This window comes from Priestia sp. BR_2 (assembly GCF_041954005.1).
Lineage (GTDB): Bacteria > Bacillota > Bacilli > Paenibacillales > Paenibacillaceae > Paenibacillus_AQ > Paenibacillus_AQ lautus_A.
On record NZ_JAVFHM010000350.1, the window covers coordinates 86,132 to 101,169 of the forward strand.

Sequence of the window (15,038 nt, forward strand, 5' to 3'; positions counted from 1 at the left end):
GTGTATTATATTCCTTCTGGGGAGAAGGCGGCAGAGATAGAAGTCCATGCAACCAAAATTCCGCCATTAACCTTACTTAATCGCTAGCCTTGCGGTAAGCTCTAGCCATGATATCTTCGTCGATCGCGCCTTGAAACCGTTCCGATACGATGCCGCCAGGCGATATGACGTAGGTGGTCGGATAAGCCACCACCTCGTACCGCCCGGTGTTCTCACCATGCTGGTCGTACAGGACGGGAAAGGTGATGCCGTTTTTCTCAACAAAAGACTGTACCTCGATCATGCTTTTTTCCAGATGGGTCATATTGACGGCCAGTATGATGACATCCTCATCCTGATGTTTCTCGTAAAAATCCTGCATATAAGGCATTTCGACCTTGCAAGGGGGACACCAGGAGGCCCAAAAATTAAGGAGAACGGTTTGCCCGCGATAATCGGACAGCTTGATCTCCCGGCCTTCTGAATCGGTCAGCGTGAAATCCGGCGCGCGAAGCCCAGGCTTCAAACCTTCCGCTGCGATTTCCTGGCTTCCCTCTTGATGCGGCGGTGCGGCTGCTTCCCGCTCGCTGGCCGTGTTCGAAGTGAAGTCATAAATGACCCACGCGAAGAGAGCTGCCATCACGACCAGGACCGCCCTGTTTTTTCCTAAACCCAGCGTAAGGAATTGGGACAGCGGTGCCTGGAAGCGAAGCCAGCTGACCGTCAGCAAGACGCCGAACAGCAGAGCATAGAATAACGAAGACGTCACACTCGCACCATCCGCCCACAGCCACTGAAAGAGATACCCTGCCGTTCCGCTTGCAAAGGCCGATAACAGCGCCGATTTCAGCAGCAGGCCAAACTCCCCCCTCTTCCTGTTCCAGCGAAGTGCAGCGTAGACGATAGCGAGGACAACCCCCAGCCATATTCCCCTGACTCCCCCCGTCATGTAGATCAGCGAGGTCGGATGCTGGAGGGTGCGGATCGGATCGAACACCAGCATCCCGAATTTCCATGAGAGAAAACCTATGATGATGACGGATAAATAGGTGTCCAGGATCCATTCCCGCTGCGGCATTTGGCGCAAACGAATGCGAAGCGCGGCGAACCCGGCCGCGGCGCAGATCAGAAATATCACAATATCGGCTCGGATCATCAACGGACCTATCGGAATAATACTCAAATGCGAACCTCCTATAATGCGGCAAAATCAAAAATCGAGTTACCCGCCGGGGTATATCTCCATCATAGTGGATTCTCTCATTAATGTAAAACCGAGCGAAGACCTTCAGGAAGATGAGCGGATTTGGTCAAGGGAACTCCAAAGCAGTGCCAATTCGGCATGTCTTTTTCCCCCGATGACAATCTCTTTTTGCTTCAGCTCTTGAGCGCCCATATGTCTATAAAATTGCTCGGCTTTATTGCCTACCAGCACCCAAACCGACAACGAACGATATCCTCTCGTTTGCAGAAATTCCTTCAACCTGGCAAATAGCCGTTTTCCCCATCCCTGCCCTTGAATTTCTTCCAGGAGATAGATCGCGTAGAGTTCTCCTTCATGGGAGATCTTCTGCTCACGCTCCGTCCCGTACGACATAAACCCGTAAACCTTGCCATGTTCGTCTGAAATAACCAGTAGCTGTTCGTCTTCGGGCATATTGGCAAGCTTCCTGCGCCAGCCTTCTACGCGGTCCGCAACGGAAAGCTTTTGCAAAAAATCATCATCGACGATCCCCCTGTACGTCGTTTTCCAGCTGTTTACATGTACGCTAGCAATGCCTTCGGCATCTTGCTCGTTTGCAATTCGAATCTGCATGGTCTTCCACTTCCTCCTGTTCCTCTCTTGATCTCTTGGTATTCGCGGAGAGGCTCGAAGATCCTCTTTTTATCATTGATTGCTTCATCCCTGATGACGCTAAGCCCACAACTAGCATAAATAAAATGTATCGGATACCTGATGACGCTCGGATGCCCATGAAAGGAGGGCCTGTACATGAATAAAGCAATGATACGGCTTGAAGATATCGGCCCTGGCGGATGGTACGGGACGGAAGAACAACAAGCGAAGCTGCTTGTCATCGCAAGATTCCTGCACCAGCTGCGAATCCCCTTTCATCTGGCCGTTATTCCCCGATACGTTGATCCGGCGCAACATACGGACCGTTCGATAGCCGACCTGCAGGATGAAGCTTCCCTTCGGTTTGTGCGGCTGCTCCGCACGATGGCAGCGCTCGGCGCCTCGCTTGGCATTCACGGCTATACGCATCAGTACGGGAAATCGGCAAGCGGCGACGGATTCGAATTTGCATATTCGGAATGCGCCGCCGATTGTCCGCCGGATGATCCACCCGAGGCTGTGGCTTCGCTCCTGCAGCTGCAGCAATCCTATGCCTATCGGCGGGTTCAGCTGGGGCATCAAGCGTTCCAAACGGCGGGCTTTGCCGCGGCCTGGTTCGAGACGCCGCATTATGCCGCATCGCCGGTTCAGCGGCAGATCATCGAGATCTGCAACGGGGTCCTGTACGAATCTCCGCCGGACGAACCGAATGCGAAGACAGCCGTGCTCCGGCACAACCCGGACGATCCGTTGACGAACGGAACGATCTATGTTCCCACGCCGCTTTATTATGTTTCAGGCCATAACATCGAAGCCCAAGTTGCTCGGATGGAACAGACTTTAAAGGATTTCACGGGTGAACGCGAACTGGCCTCGTTCTTTTACCACCCTTATCTTGAATTTCCATATATCCGATTCCTTGATGACGGCACCGTGCATTATGACAGACACTCGCCGCTCAGAAGGATCCTTCGGTTCTTCGATAGGGAGCGTAAATCGTTCGTATCCTTAACCTCCATCCTCCCCTTCATACCGGATTTCAGGGAAACCCGGCTGTCGGACAGGTTGAGCATGAAGCGTCCCAAGTTTCTACACGCCAAAAGAAACAAGCTCCCGAACCGATGGATCATTCGGGACGAGGCCAGCAACATTTGGTACGCTATGGATCTTGGGATCCGGTCTCCCCTTAGAATCCATAATGGCATACATTCGATACGTCCGCTATTGGCCGACTGGCCGCCAACCCCTAGCGGCACCGCAATGACAGGCGATTTCGACGGCGACGGCTTTATCGACGCGGCAGTATGGCATGCAGAGCTTGGGATATGCCATGTTGCCTTGGGCGCCGGCAGCAGCCGTTTGGCACCTGACGGGATTTGGCTGTCCGAGCCCGGAGTCCTGAATTGGAAATCCTTAATGGGAGATTTTAACGGGGACGGCAGAGATGATTTATTTCTATGGGATGACGTCACCGGTAAAGCCGCCATCGCTTACAGTTCCGGGGGGAGCTTTTCTCCTCCCCTTATTCAGCATGAGGTTTCCTTACAGAGCAATGATATGATACCGTGCATCGGAGATGTAAATGGCGATGGCCTGGACGATCTGGTGGTGTGGAACTCCGCCTCCGGAGCATGTCAGGTCTGGCTAAGCAGCGGTACACGGCTTCGGAATGCCGGCGTTTGGTATTCCGCCGAGGATCCCTTGGGTTCGCCCCTGTCCGTGGTGTTAGGGGATGTCGATGGAGACGGGCTGGAAGATTTGGTTCTCGTTCAACCTGCTTCAGGGAAGTGGTTCATCCTGTACAGCTCGGGAACGGCCTTCGGGCGGCAGGAAGAAAGTTTTGGGCCATGGGCTGCCGGAGAACAGACGACGCCTTTCCTTGCTGATCTATCGGGCAACAGCCGCGTCAGTCTGCTGGCATGGTCACCGAATCGGCACGGCGGAACCCTGGACGCCGCCATCAATGCGAGGGACCGGACAATGGGATAAGGACATGTTATACTTCTATTCAAACCTATGCGGTGTGTTCCGTTAAGTTATTATTACAATCCTTATTCCTATGTTTGGAGGAAAAAATCATGGCACCCCCCAATACGGCCGGTTCATCGGCACCGATCAAAATCGTGAAACCCAAGCTCCCCAAGCAGCTTGAGCCTGTGATCCTGTCCGACGCCGGTGTTGACGACGAATCCTCATTCGTTCAATCCGCTTGTCAGGACGAGACGCTTGTCTATGTTACGGCCAACAAGGTTCAGTTCGACCAAATGATCTTCGATAACGTGACGTTCCAGCACGTCACGCTCCATCATGCCGAGCTGACGGACCTCGTGTTCAACCACTGCGACTTGTCCAATGTTGATCTCAGCGAGGCCATCATGTATCGGGTACAATTTAATCATTGCAAAATATTGGGGCTCGACCTGACGGCCGCCACCATCCGTAATGTCGTATTCGACCATTGTACGGGCGACTATGCCACGTTCCGGTTTGCCAACATGAAGCAGGTATCCTTCCAATCGACATCGCTCGTCAAATCGGATTTTTATCATTCCGAGTTAAGCAAGGTAGAGTTTATGGACTGCCAGATCGATCAATCGCAGTTCTCCGGCACGAAGCTTGCGGGAATCGATCTAAGCCGAACGGACTTCCACCATATCGGCGCGACGCTGGAAGATCTTCAAGGATGCATTATATCGCCGCATCAAGCCATTCCGCTAACGAAAATATTCGGTCTTGTCGTAAAAGAATAACCTCTTGTCGCTCCATTCCAGTACGGAATAGACAGGTTAGCCAGTGCAATATAGAGTTCCCGACACAGTGTAAAGCGGCTTACCCCGGGTCCAGTTGACCTTTGGGGTAAGCCGCTTTTAACATGTGACGCAATATTATTGATCCAGGGTGTACTTCGGCAAATCAAGCGGAAGCGGTGCCGGGATGTCGCAGGTGCTGGACATCTCATACCGTTTGCCGTCATCGGAAGCATCATGGAACCCCCACATGGCTTCAAGCACATGATAGGCAAGCTCGCCGCTCGCTCGATGAGCTCTTCCGCTCCGGATGGCGTAGGCCATATCCGCAGGGCCGATCCCCCTCGTATTCTCGTTATACCCCGGAAGCAGCGGTTCTTCCGTCCACTCGGTTTCACCGGTCAATCGGTATTTTACCGGCCCGCCGAAGGTGTTGGGATCCGGAACGAGAAGCGTACCCTTGGTGCCGTAAATCTCAATATTAGGAAGCGTGCTGCCTCCAAAAACATCGAAACTCGTAATCAGCGTGCCGATGGCTCCATTCTGAAAATCGATAAGTCCGGCTACATGCGTAGGAATGTCTACCTTAATCTTCTGCCCTTGCTTCTTCTCGCTGGTAATGGTCCGCTCCGCAAGCGCAGCGCCGGTCATTCCGCTAATACCGCGGATCGGTCCCAGCAATTGGACCAGTGCCGTCAGATAGTAAGGCCCCATGTCGAACATCGGACCGCCGCCGGCGGCATAATAAAATTCCGGATCCGGATGCCAATGCTCATGTCCGCGGCTCATCATGAATGCGGTAGCTGCGATCGGCTTGCCGATACGTCCATCCTCAATCAGCTTCAGGGCCGTTTGGATACCGGCTCCAAGGAATGTCTCGGGGGCGCATCCTACCAGCAGCCCTTTGGCTGCTGCCATGTCCAACACCGCTCTGCCCTCTTCCCGGGTTACGCCCAGCGGCTTCTCGACGTACACATGCTTGCCGGCTTCCAATGCATCCAGCATTATTTGCGCATGAAGGGCAGGAATCGTCAGATTAATGACCAGCTCAATTTCCGGGTCCGCGAGCAGCTCCTCGGTGGTATAAACATTCGGGATATTATATTTGGCGGCCTGTTCCTCGGCACGGGCTCGATCGATATCCGCACAGGCCGTCAGCTCGAGGATGTCGAACTTGTGGCAGTTTTCCATATAAATGCCGCTGATTTTACCGCAGCCGATAATGCCTACCTTTACCTTCTTCATGATCCCAGTCTCCTTCTGCCTTTATTGGCTATCTCCCATGCCTGTGTAGCCCTGACCTTCGGTAAAGAAACTCATGTCCGAGCCGGCATACAATGACTTGCCCTCGGCGGCCCACAGCAGTCCTCTCCGCATCATTTCCTTCACCTGCGGCATGTCGACGATATCTGCATGATGACCTAGCGAATTGTAATACACCCGTCCGTATCCCCAGCGCTTCGTCCACGCCACCGGCATGTCAACCGCTTTGTTCAGCAGATGCGGTCCTGCCGCAACCGGAAAACGGGTGGTGGCCAGCACTTCGACGGCCGGATCCACATGCAGATAATACTGCTCGGATGCCACGGTGAAATCCTGCAGCCCTTCCACAAGCGGACTGGAGCTGGATTTGATCTCGACCCGGTACTCCACTCCGTCGTTTCCCGGATGCGCAACCCAGTTTCCTCCCGTCATGAACTGCCAGTCCACATTATTGCGAAAAGAATCGCACATCCCGCCATGGCAGCCGGCCAAGCCGGTTCCCTTCTGCACGGCAAGCGATACGTTCTCCACTTGCTGCTTCGATATTTCGCCCATCGTCCATACCGGCACGATCAGATCCAAAGCCTGCAGCTTCTCCGCATCGTTAAATGCATCCAGCGTGTCGGATACTTCCACTTCATAGTGCTCACCCCGAAGCAATTCCGCGAAAATGCCGGCAACCTGCTCCGGTTCGTGTCCGTCCCAGCCGCCCCATACGATTAAAGCCTTTTTCATGCGTAGCACTCCTTTTTTATGTGTCCGGCCAAGCCCTGGCCGAATGATTATGATTACATTTCAGACAGCTGCACCCAGCGTCGTTCTTCGATCGATTTATCCACGGCTTCCAGGACGGCTTGGCATTTTACGCCGTCCGCGAAATTAGGCACCGGCTGCCGTCCCTCCGAAATCGCGTTCGACAACTCAAGAAATTCATGCGTAAAGGTGTGTTCGAAGCCGATCGTATGCCCCGGCGGCCACCATGCTTCCATATAATCGTGTACGGGATCGGTAGCCAGTACCCGGCGGAAGCCCTGAACGTCCTCATCGTCGGTCGTGAAGTAAACCTCCAGTTCGTTCATCCGTTCAAAATCAAATTTCACGCTGCCCAAGCTGCCGTTGATCTCGAAGGAATTGGTGCTGCGATGTCCCGCGGCAAACCGCGTTGCCTCGAAGCTGCCCAGCGCCCCATTCTCGAAGCGTGTCATGAATAACGTAGCGTCGTCTACCGTAACTTGGCCCATGGGGCCGCCTTCGCTTCCTTTTGCGCTTAATCCTGTCATCTCGCTGGCAATGGGACGCTCCTTGATGAAGGTCTCGCTCATCCCGATTACTTCCTGCATATCCCCGACCAGATAATGCGCGAGGTCGATCAGGTGAGCGCCCAGATCCCCATGCGATCCGGAGCCGGCCACTTCCTTCTGCAACCGCCATACCAGCGGGAACTGCGGGTCCATGATCCAGTCCTGCAGAAACCAGGCACGAAAGTGATAGATCTGGCCCAATCTGCCGCTATCAATCAATTTCTTGGCCAGTCTTACGGCCGGAGAAAATCTGTAGTTAAACCCGACCATATGGGTGACTCCCGCATCTTCCGCCGCCCGCAGCATCTCTCTGGCGTCGGCCAAGGTCAGCGCGAGCGGCTTCTCGCAGAAAATATGCTTGCCGGCCTTCGCCGCGGCCAACGCAATTTCCTTATGGGCGTCGCTTGGAGCATTGATATCGACCAGATCGATATCCTCCCGATTCACGAGCTGCTTCCAATCGGTAACGCTTTCACGCCAGCCCAGCTGATCCGCCGCTTCTTGCACGGCCGACGCATTGCGGCCGCAGATTGCCACCATTTCAGGCTTCAGCGCCTTCGGAAAAAACATCGGAAGGCTTCGATATGCGTTGCTGTGGGCTTTGCCCATGAATTTATATCCGATCATGCCGACACGTAATTGTTTCATCTTTCATTCCTCCTTGAATAAGGGTTCATTGATTTTGATGAAGCGAAGATGCGCGGACCACCAGGCGAGTAGGCAGCTGCCGATGCAGCGCGGCGTTCGATCCGCTGCCGTCCGGCGAATCGGAGTCGTCCAGCAGGCGAAGCACATGCTCCGCGGCAAGATATCCCAGTTCATAGAAAGGAACTCTTACGCTGGTGAGCGGCGGGGTGCAGAGCTCTGCAGCCTCCGAGTCGTCATAACCGACAAAGGCAGGCATTCGATCCTCTGCAATACCTAACGCGCGCAGGCCCTGCTGTAATCCGATCGCCATGCGGTCATTGGCCGCAAACACCGCTTCGATCCGGTCCAGCTTCCCGGCGATTAGCTCGGCTGCGGCATAACCGCTCTTGCGGCTGAAGTTGCCCTCAAACAGCAAGGATTCATCCGGCTTGATTCCCGCTTCGTCCAGCGCCCGGGTGTACCCCTTCAGCCGGTCGCGACTGTTGGAATACTGGGGCGGGCCATTAAGAAAAGCAATTTGCCGGAATCCCTGCCCGATCAAGTGATGAACGGCTTGATAGCTGCCTTCCACATGATCGGCATCCATGACGTGAAACGCCTCGCCGTCAAAGTATTGATTAATAAGGCAGTAAGGGCGATCCGCTTCACTCAGCTGTTTGATGGCTGCGCGCTCGCCTTCATCGTCCCGGGCGCCGAGAATGATGCAGGCATCCACCTTCTGGGTACGAAACAGGTTCAAGTAATCCATCGAACCGCCGGGTTCACGGAACAGCATCAGCAGGTCATGCTTGCTCTCCAGCGCCTTACTGCCGATGCCGCTTAGGATCTCCGAAAAATAATAGGCGGAGAATATGCGAGCTTTCGGCAGGTAAGGCATAACGACGCCAAGATTACCGCTCCTGCGCCGCGCAAAACTGCGGGCTAGCGCGCTTGGGGTATATCCAAGCCGATCCGCCGCTTCCAGCACGCGCTGCTTGGTCTCCTCCTTGATCGGCCCGACACCATTCAGGACGCGGGATACCGTTGCTTCCGAAACGCCGGCAAGCTGTGCTACCTCTTTACGACTAGCGATAATCATCAAGCCTCCTGCAATTTATGTACGCGCGTACATTTTCTCATGGAGCATGGCTGTTGTCAACCGCTTTCCCATCCTTCATCCTATTCTTTTTGAAACCAACATATTGTTCTTGCACCGTCTTATCGGATGTGCAATAATCATCCCCATAGACTTATTAAACACGTTTAAAAAGAGTGAACGAGGTGATTCATACGCGCAAAGAAGCTTTGCCTACGCCGCAATCCATGAAATTCGCCGTCCGGCGCGCGCTCCGTTCGACGCTGCTGGAGCTGGGGAGCGGAACCAAAGCCGAGCTCAGCGAAAGACTCGGCATCAGCTTTCCGACTGTTAGCAAAGTTATGGAGCTCATGGTGCAGGAAGGTGAAGTCAACCTGCTCGGGCAGGATGAATCCAGCGGCGGCCGACGTGCGAACCGCTATGCTTTTAATCCGGATTATATGCTGGGTCTCGCCGTTTATTATGAGAAAGAGCAGAGCGTATACACTGTTTTTAATTGGAACGGCGACTTGCTCGAGCGGAAAGCTGAAGACGGCATCCTTCATCGTGGACCGGAAGCCTTGGCTTCCCAAATGGCAAACTGGACCCGCCGTTATCCAGAGATACGCTCCATCGCCGTTGGCATGCCTGCGGCGGTGCGGGACGGTCTTATTTTCCATGTGCCGTCGTATGGAACATTCCAGGATTACAACCTCCAATCTTACCTGGAGGATCTGTTCTCCATTCCTGTCATCGTAGAGAATGACATGAATGCAGCCGTGCTCGGTTACCACAATCTCAGCGGCTCGGAGGAGGCTTCCCTCGTATACGTGTACCTCGGTCACAACGGACCGGGGGCCGGACTGCTCATTAATGGAAACGTCGTTCGCGGCCGCTCGTTCTTCACGGGCGAGATCGGCTTCGTCCCGATGAGCGAGGGCAGCAATTTTCAAGACATATTGGAACGTAATCGTTCCGTGATGAGCAGTCTCATCGAGCCGGATCAGGAGCAAATCGATGCGTTAAGCCGGCTAAGTGCCGCCTTCACCGCGATTCTCAATCCCGATGCCATTCTGTGGTGCGAGAATAATCTCTCGCCCTCCGCCCTTGTCTCCATTAAAGAGCGTGCCTCCGCCTACGTTCCGGAGCGGCATCTTCCCGAAATGCTGCTTCGCGATTGGGAACACGACTATCTAGCCGGCTTGCAGCGGATCGCTCTGGATATGATGATATCCGATACAAGCGCAATGTAAAATTCAACAATGACGATTGGGGATTAACCGTGAATACTGACCTTCAACCAAAAACAAAACCTAAATTGAGCAAAGACTACACTCTGCATTTGGCAACGATCTTTCTAGGCTTTATCATATTCGGGATATCGGAGAATATTAAGGGGCCCGCCATTCCGCGGATCCAATTCGATTTTCGATTGGATGAAATGCAGATCGGCACCTTGCTCTCCCTGAACGCGCTCGGGTACCTGATCGCGTGCTCCTTCACCGCGCTGTTGACCCGGAAGATCGGAATCAAGTGGGTCAGCATGGCCGCCTTCGGATCGATGGCCATCTCGGGCGTGTTGATCTTCCTGTCCCACAGCTACCCGCTGTTTACCGCATCCTACTTCTTAATGTACATTGGGAACGGTATGCTGGAGATCGGACTCGCGATATTGTCAGCCCGGATCTTTGTGCGCAATACGGGCACGATGATGAACCTGTCCCATTTCTTCTACGGTATCAGCTCAACGGTGGCCCCGATGATTGCATCCGGTCTCATGACCGTTACCGTGTTTAATTACACGCTGGATTGGCGGGGCATGTACCTGGCCATGCTGATGTTATCCATACTTCCCATGATCCCGGCACTCATGAGTAAGTTTCCCGGGGACGATCTATCCGAAACGGAACGGACTCCGCTGAAGCTGCTGGTCAAAGATCCCGCGCTGTGGCTGGTCGTCATGATCCTATCCTTCGGCGTCGTATCGGAGATGGCGGTTGGCGGATGGCTCGTCAACTTTCTTGAAAAATCGTACAAATGGGAACCTGCAGCGGCAGCCGGCATGCTATCCGCGTTCTTCCTCTGCTTCTCGGCGGCACGCCTGCTGCTTGGCCCGATAACGGACCGGATCGGCTTCACGCTGTCCATCATCATTCTGTCCGGACTGACCGGAGTATGTACGTTTGTCGCGATTTTCGGCGGAGAATCCTACGCCTTCCTGTTTGCGGCGGCAGGCATCGGGATTGCCCCGATCTATCCGACGGTCATGGCTCTCATTGCCAAAAGATATCCGAATGAGAGCGACACCGCGATTACGTTCACCGTCACCATGATGGGGATCGGCAGCGTCATCGGCAATTACGCGATCGGCGCGATCACGAACGGATTCAAGCAAATGTACGGCAGCGGTACAGAGCTCGGCCTGCTGCGCGGGCTCCAGGCCGGTTATGGCTTCATTGGATTATGTGCCGTCCTATGTTCGCTATTCGGTATCGTCTTATACCGTTATTTAAAAGTCCGCAAGCAATTAATTTGATACTCGAATCAACATGAAAGGGAGCCCTCTCAGCTTACAAGAGGGCTCCCTTTTGTTTATCCATCGTCGGTCTGTTCCGGACGAATTAACCCAAGTCGGGTGTGTCGACAAGTTCGATGCTTGCCGTTTCGGTATGATGCAGCTCAAATACCAAGATTTCATTCCGTCCCTGCTTCAGCAGCGGTCCAGGCAGATACAGCGCTGCTTGCGGCCCTTGCTCCCAGTAGCGTCCCAGATTGAAGCCATTGACCCAGACGACCCCTTTTCCCCATCCGTCTAAGCGGATAAACGTATCGCCAATGTCATCCACCAAGAATTCGCCGCGATAGAAGGTAGGTCGGTCCTGCTGTTCAAAAGGTCCCTCCAGCGGTTGAAACGGTGCCGTATTCGGATGGTCAAGCGGTAAGGGATAGATGCTCCAGTCATACAGGAACTGGTTGTTCATTCGGACTCCCTCCGTGATTCCTTTATAATCCTTCAGCCTCGGGCCGTAATTGATGCGTCCCATATTCTCGACCACGATCTCCAGCTTGGCGCCGGCTGCCGGAACATCGATTGGCAGGGCTTTGGGATCCCAACGTTCCACCGTCCCTTGATACTTTCCGTCCAGGAATACCTGAGCCCGGTCATGCACCTCTTGCAGATGCAGGGACTCCCCTTGACGCGGCCCGGAAATATGCGTTGCGTATACCGTGAAGCCATAGCTTTGGCCCAGCCGTTCCATCGGTACGGGTGCCGTGCGTTTCTGCTCCTCGGAAAGCGCAGGCAGATGCTCCAGCAGGTCGGCATAGTGCGTCATGCTTACCGAGCCATAGCTTATCTTCTTGACAGGCTGCGGAAGACTTGGCAAATCGGAGAGCTCTTTCCCCTGATGCTGCGCGATCGCGCTTCGAATGGCTTCGAACTTGGCCGTCACGTCCCCGCACTCCGAGAGAGGGGCATCATAATCGTAGCTGGTTAGCGTCGGTTCATACTTTTCGTGAAAATTCGCCCCGTTATAGAATCCGAAATTCGTTCCGCCATGAAACATATAGAAGTTCACGGATGCATTCAAGTCCAGCATTTCCTTGAACACGGCAGCAGCATCTTCCGCGTCCCGGGTATGGTGTGGCTTCAGCCAATGATCAAACCAACCGTTCCAGTATTCCATGCACATCAGAGGATCTTCCGGACGGTACTCCCGCAGTTTATCAAACGCCTCCTTCGTTCTTGATCCGAAATTGACCGTGGCAAGCACGCCGGGAACGGTTCCGCCCTGCAGCATTCCGTCCGTGGGGCCATCCGAAGTGAACAGCAGCACGTCCACGCCCCGCTTGATCAAGCCATCCTTCAAATACTCCAGATATGCCGTATCATTTCCGTAACTCCCGTACTCGTTCTCGATTTGCATCGCAATCACGGGACCACCCTTGGAGGTCAGTAACGGAACCAATCGCGGAATCAGCTCATCATAATATTGGTCGACCTTCTCCAGATAAACCGGGTCCATGCATCGAAGCTGAATATCCGGATATTGCAGCAGCCAGGATGGAAGTCCTCCAAATTCCCATTCTGCGCAGATGTAAGGGCTCGGCCGAAGGATGACATGCAGCCCGAGATCGCCGGCGATACGGACGAACCTTTCCAGGTCGGCAATGCCATCAAACACAAAGTGTCCTTCCTTCGGTTCATGCAAATTCCACGGAATATAGGTTTCCACCGTGTTCAATCCGCAGCTTCTCAGCTTCATCAGCCGATCTTCCCAATATTCCGGAACCACCCGAAAATAATGGACGGCACCCGACAAAATCTGAATCGGTTCATCCCCCAGCACGAATTGTTGGTTAACCGCTTTCAATTGAGCTTTCATAGCTTGTTTCCTCCTAACACGTTTCATTTGCTTTGTATTGCCATCATCTATCAAAATCCCATGCTGCTCAATCTCCAAATGGGGCATTCTTTATACCTTTTGTGCCGAATCATCGTTATGATACAATATAAGGCATCATTACCGGCGTTTTCGATGCCCAAAAGGAGCCAGCTGTCATGGATATCGCTTTTCGCTTTCCCAATATGATTCAAACGCTGCAGGTAACCGGATGCCATTTTGATTCCCAGCCGCCAGGCTGGAGCTATCCGAGGCATCACCATCACCTGTTCGAGCTGCTATACTGTCTGGAAGGCGAAGTCCTGCAGGAAATTCATCGGGATTCCATTCAGCTCCGCGAAGGGGAATGGCTTCTGATCAAATCCGGGGTGCCCCATCAAACCTCGAATGCATCCAACAAGCAGTATGGGTACTTCAATGTTCATTTCGATCTGGATGATGCAGAAATTCGAAGCTCATTATCCGCTGCCCCTTACCGACATATTCGCCACCACGAAAGCGAGCGCAGCAAACTGGCTGCCTACGTTCAAGAGCTGGAAGGAATCGTCCGGCGCAGCCAGCCGGCAGCCCATTCGGTCCGTCCGGAGAACCAGCCGAGCGATTACAATCTTACATTTGAGGACAGGCTTCTGCTCCAGTCCTACACCCTGCTCATCATCCATGATGTGCTCTCTCTCTTGAAGAGGCAGGATGCGCTGAAGCCGCCCCGCGCTTTATCTGCGGCAGCAGGCACCCCTAAACCATCCTCCCTGCTTGCAGCGGATGCGGCTCATGCCATCGAAGCGAAGCTGTCGTCGGGATTGACCGAAGAGATATCGGTCATGGCTGTGTCCCAAGAGCTTAATTTAAGCCGAAGCCAATGCTCCAAGTTATTCCGCCAAGTGTACGGGATCTCGCCAAGACAATATATCAGCCGCCAGAAGCTCAGTCTGGCCAAAGAGCTGCTGGTCACGACCCATCTGCCGATGAACGCAATCGCCGACAAACTCGGTTTTCGCTCAGCCAGCCATTTTTCCAGGCAATTCCGCCGCTGGACCGGGCAGTCGCCGACCGAATACCGGCCCAGGCACTAAGCCATGAAAAGCATAAAAGAACCTCCAATATCGAGTACCAGAACAATAGCCATCCCTTTGAGGATGGCTATTGTTCTGTATTGGCTGAACTTCATCTAATCATCTGGCATCATGATCGGATATTGTAAAATCCAAGTATTTTTAGTTAGTTACTTGACATTCAATAGTTAAATTGAGTATGATACAACCTATAGTTCTCAGCTATATTTAAGTTAGTTGATAACATTTTAAACCAAAAAGACAAGGAGTGGTCTATTTCATGGGTAGTTATTCTTCTGCAGGCACTTTCATTATTCGGGTGATTCTGGGGGTCATCTTTATGGCTCACGGTTTGGATAAATTCCAGAGCGGCATCGGGAATATCGAAGGATTCTTCGCAAGTCTGGGAATCCCTGCTTTTATGGCTACCGTTGTAGCCATTATCGAAATCGTGGGCGGAATTGCGCTGATTATCGGTTTGGGAACGAGAATCGCTTCTCTGGTTCTTGGGGTCGTGCTTGTCGTGGCGATTTTTCAGGCGAAGCTGGGCATGGGTTTCCTGGGTGGCTATGAACTGGATATCGCGCTGCTGGCCATGGCCCTACATCTTATTCTTAGCGGCAGCAGCCTGCTCTCGGTTGATTCGCTGTTCAGCAAGAAGAACAAAGCCTAACGCGGACAAGAGCATCCTCAAGGTTGTCGGAGCGTCGATCCCATGAAAAAGAGCTGTGCGCAGATCCATTCCGAAAGGAAT

Annotated in this window: 13 protein-coding genes; 6 read left to right on the forward strand and 7 right to left on the reverse strand. The window is 53.4% G+C overall.

The window, feature by feature from the left end; translation table 11 throughout:
* Positions 1–76: 76 nt before the first annotated feature.
* Positions 77–1,162, reverse strand: coding sequence for a redoxin domain-containing protein (locus RB298_RS31495; RefSeq protein ID WP_486050262.1), 1,086 nt, complete (start codon positions 1,160–1,162; stop codon positions 77–79).
* A 105-nt stretch (positions 1,163–1,267) separates the two neighbouring features.
* Complete coding sequence (locus RB298_RS31500; RefSeq protein WP_096774373.1) at positions 1,268–1,795, reverse strand: GNAT family N-acetyltransferase; 528 nt, start codon at positions 1,793–1,795, stop codon at positions 1,268–1,270.
* 177 nt (positions 1,796–1,972) lie between these two features.
* Here RB298_RS31500 and RB298_RS31505 point away from each other — a divergent pair, with 177 nt between their 5' ends.
* Both RB298_RS31505 and RB298_RS31510 read left to right on the forward strand, forming a co-directional pair.
* Entirely contained in the window at positions 1,973–3,805 is a 1,833-nt protein-coding gene (locus RB298_RS31505) for a DUF2334 domain-containing protein (RefSeq protein ID WP_486050264.1), read from the forward strand.
* Between the two features lie 89 nt (positions 3,806–3,894).
* Positions 3,895–4,566, forward strand: a complete 672-nt coding sequence (locus tag RB298_RS31510; RefSeq protein ID WP_213579117.1) for a pentapeptide repeat-containing protein — start codon at positions 3,895–3,897, stop codon at positions 4,564–4,566.
* A 135-nt stretch (positions 4,567–4,701) separates the two neighbouring features.
* Here RB298_RS31510 and RB298_RS31515 read toward each other — a convergent pair whose 3' ends face one another.
* The 4 genes from RB298_RS31515 to RB298_RS31530 are packed head-to-tail and all read right to left on the reverse strand — an operon-like array spanning position 4,702 to position 8,853.
* Complete coding sequence (locus RB298_RS31515; RefSeq protein ID WP_015736153.1) at positions 4,702–5,808, reverse strand: Gfo/Idh/MocA family protein; 1,107 nt, start codon at positions 5,806–5,808, stop codon at positions 4,702–4,704.
* A gap of 21 nt (positions 5,809–5,829) precedes the next feature.
* Complete coding sequence (locus RB298_RS31520; protein ID WP_375120237.1) at positions 5,830–6,561, reverse strand: ThuA domain-containing protein; 732 nt, start codon at positions 6,559–6,561, stop codon at positions 5,830–5,832.
* 53 nt (positions 6,562–6,614) lie between these two features.
* Positions 6,615–7,775 (reverse strand): Gfo/Idh/MocA family protein, encoded by a 1,161-nt coding sequence (locus RB298_RS31525; RefSeq protein ID WP_192571374.1) that lies wholly within the window; start codon positions 7,773–7,775, stop codon positions 6,615–6,617.
* Between the two features lie 25 nt (positions 7,776–7,800).
* Entirely contained in the window at positions 7,801–8,853 is a 1,053-nt protein-coding gene (locus tag RB298_RS31530) for a LacI family DNA-binding transcriptional regulator (RefSeq protein WP_192571373.1), read from the reverse strand.
* Between the two features lie 182 nt (positions 8,854–9,035).
* Here RB298_RS31530 and RB298_RS31535 point away from each other — a divergent pair, with 182 nt between their 5' ends.
* Together RB298_RS31535 and RB298_RS31540 are read left to right on the forward strand one after the other, a co-directional pair.
* Positions 9,036–10,082 carry an ROK family transcriptional regulator gene (locus RB298_RS31535; RefSeq protein WP_486050268.1) on the forward strand — a complete coding sequence of 349 codons (1,047 nt, stop codon included), beginning with the start codon at positions 9,036–9,038 and terminating at the stop codon, positions 10,080–10,082.
* A 29-nt stretch (positions 10,083–10,111) separates the two neighbouring features.
* Positions 10,112–11,365 (forward strand): MFS transporter, encoded by a 1,254-nt coding sequence (locus RB298_RS31540; RefSeq protein ID WP_015736158.1) that lies wholly within the window; start codon positions 10,112–10,114, stop codon positions 11,363–11,365.
* Between the two features lie 85 nt (positions 11,366–11,450).
* Here the strand turns inward: RB298_RS31540 and RB298_RS31545 are convergent, their stop codons facing one another.
* Positions 11,451–13,214, reverse strand: coding sequence for a glycoside hydrolase family 35 protein (locus RB298_RS31545; protein ID WP_096774381.1), 1,764 nt, complete (start codon positions 13,212–13,214; stop codon positions 11,451–11,453).
* A gap of 176 nt (positions 13,215–13,390) precedes the next feature.
* Here RB298_RS31545 and RB298_RS31550 point away from each other — a divergent pair, with 176 nt between their 5' ends.
* A complete protein-coding gene (locus tag RB298_RS31550; protein ID WP_486050271.1) occupies positions 13,391–14,305 on the forward strand; it encodes an AraC family transcriptional regulator in 915 nt (304 codons plus the stop codon).
* Between the two features lie 259 nt (positions 14,306–14,564).
* Entirely contained in the window at positions 14,565–14,957 is a 393-nt protein-coding gene (locus tag RB298_RS31555; protein ID WP_096774383.1) for a DoxX family protein, read from the forward strand.
* Positions 14,958–15,038 lie beyond the last annotated feature (81 nt).